This window comes from Dysgonomonas sp. Marseille-P4677 (assembly GCF_016652235.1).
GTDB lineage: Bacteria > Bacteroidota > Bacteroidia > Bacteroidales > Dysgonomonadaceae > Dysgonomonas.
This window is the reverse complement of sequence record NZ_JAEPKU010000248.1, coordinates 1-2,137: the sequence shown is the minus strand read 5'-3', so window position 1 is coordinate 2,137 and position 2,137 is coordinate 1. Positions and strand designations below refer to the sequence as shown.

The following is a 2,137-nucleotide window of genomic DNA, read 5'->3' as shown; positions in this document are numbered from 1 at the left end:
ATAAAGTCTTGGATGAAAAACTCGGGTTTACTCCCGAAAATGTACAGAAGCAAGTAAAACAATTTTTATCGTAAAAAGGAAAATTAAATGGCTTTATTTCATCAAGGAGAAAAACCAATCGGATTAGCCAGCGACCACGCGGGTTTTCCTTTAAAAAAGTATATTATCGACTTGTTTGACGAACAAGGGATAAAATATACAGACTTCGGAGCTTACTCTACTGAAAGTGTAGATTATCCCGACTTTGCTCATAAATTAGGGAAAGCTATCGATAACAAAGAGTGTGACTTCGGAATTGCAATATGTGGTACTGGAAATGGGATCAACATGGCCCTAAACAAACATCTGTATATACGTGCAGCTCTATGTTGGAATAGAGAGATTGCAAAACTGGTAAGAATGCATAACGATGCTAATGTTTTGGTTATGCCGGGACGTTTCATTACTCAAAAAGAAGCTCTAGAGATGGTTATTACATTCTTCAATACAACTTTTGAAGGAGGAAGGCATCAGACTAGAATAGATAAAATTCCATGTAAATAAATGTTTACAAAAGGTTTTATAAAAGAAAAGGGTGTCAATAATTAACACCCTTTTCTTTTATATTAAAAAGTAAGCTTATTAAACGGTAGGCAGACTCATACCTGTTATTTTACGATAAAGGTCTAATGCATATACATCAGTCATACCTGACACAAAATCGAGCACTGATAATATTTTTTCATAAGTGCTACCATCATTCACATTAAATTGTTCGGGTACACGACTTAAGATAAGTTTAGAATATGCTGCTTTAGGAGTCTGAATAGCAGAAATAAAGGTATCTAGCAAGAAACCAATAATACGATGTCCGGCAAGCTCAATATCCACAACATCTTTTGTTTTGTATATTTTTTTGTAGCTTATTTCGGTAGCCTCTCTATTGGCTTTATTGGGCACTTCCGAAATATGTTTAATTAACGCTCCTTCAAATTTACCTTGTAATATTAAGTCTTCATTCCTGATGAAAACAGCAGAACACTCATCGACTAACAATCCTATCACACTAGAGCGTAAATAGGCTATCTGCTCATTAATGTCTGTTACCATTTGCATTGTATAACGCATTTTCTGTTGACGCTCGTCGCTAAAAAAATTAAGAAACAGACTTATTGTTTGCTCTGTGGAAAGCAGACCTAATTTGTGAGCATCTTCAATATCCATAATCTTATAGCAAATATCATCCGCAGCTTCGACTAAGTATACTAAAGGGTGCCGTGAATATTGTAAGGGTGACTTATTTATGCAATGCATTCCAAGTTCGTCAGCTATCTTTTTAAAATCATTCTCCTCTGATTGAAAGAAACCAAACTTACCTTTTCCATTTGCTACCAATGATGAATAAGGATATTTGGCAATAGAGGCTAACATAGAATAGGTCATAACAAATCCTCCGGGACGACGACCATTGAATTGATGGATAAGTAATCGGATTGAATTGGCGTTACCTTCAAAGTTTGTAAAATCTTCCCAACGTCCACCCTCTTCTCTCACCATCTGTTCGAGATTCTTACCTTTTCCCTCTGAAAAGAAACTGGTAATAGCTGTTTCCCCTGAATGCCCAAATGGAGGATTGCCTAAATCGTGAGCCAAGCACCCTGCCGCAACAATAGAGCTTATTTCTTCAAAATCAGCTTTTGAATCCGGATATCTTTTTCTCAGTTCTTTGCCTATAATAACACCTAAAGACCGTCCTACACTAGACACTTCTATACTATGAGTCAATCGATTATGAACAAAAACACTACCAGGCAAAGGAAACACCTGTGTCTTATTTTGTAGACGCCGAAAAGGCGATGAAAATATAAGCCTATCATAATCTCTCTGAAAATCTGTTCGGTCGTGATGCTTATCGTCATGATACTTTTCCATCCCAAAACGTTTTGCAGAGAGTAGTTGTTGCCAATTCATATGTATTACTATTATTTGAATAAACAAAGATACTTCTTTTATAAATAATGATTTACAATATTCCTAGATTTTAGTTTGTTTATGGATTAGACCAAAACCTTCTCAGACCCAACTAAAAGAACTTTGCCTGTCAGATATCTTCGGCCTATTTCTTTTTCAGCACATTACTCTCTGCTAATTTTAATAA

At 35.7% G+C, this 2,137-nt stretch carries 2 protein-coding genes; one reads left to right on the top strand and one right to left on the bottom strand.

The features are described 5' to 3' along the window. Window positions 1-87 precede the first annotated feature (87 nt). Window positions 88-543, top strand: coding sequence for a ribose 5-phosphate isomerase B (rpiB, locus tag JGH11_RS19805; RefSeq protein WP_201114667.1), 456 nt, complete (start codon window positions 88-90; stop codon window positions 541-543). A 78-nt stretch (window positions 544-621) separates the two neighbouring features. On the opposite strand, the gene dgt is transcribed toward rpiB, so the two are convergent. Continuing rightward, the gene (dgt, locus tag JGH11_RS19800) at window positions 622-1,950 is read right to left on the bottom strand and encodes a dGTP triphosphohydrolase (protein ID WP_201114665.1); all 1,329 of its coding nucleotides are present in this window, start codon (window positions 1,948-1,950) and stop codon (window positions 622-624) included. Window positions 1,951-2,137: the final 187 nt, after the last annotated feature.

What these genes read in the sequence shown, in the direction of transcription:
- rpiB (WP_201114667.1), top strand. Translation starts at nt 88, where the DNA reads ATGGCTTTATTTCATCAAGGAGAAAAACCAATCGGATTAGCCAGCGAC.
- dgt (WP_201114665.1), bottom strand. Translation starts at nt 1,950, where the DNA reads ATGAATTGGCAACAACTACTCTCTGCAAAACGTTTTGGGATGGAAAAG.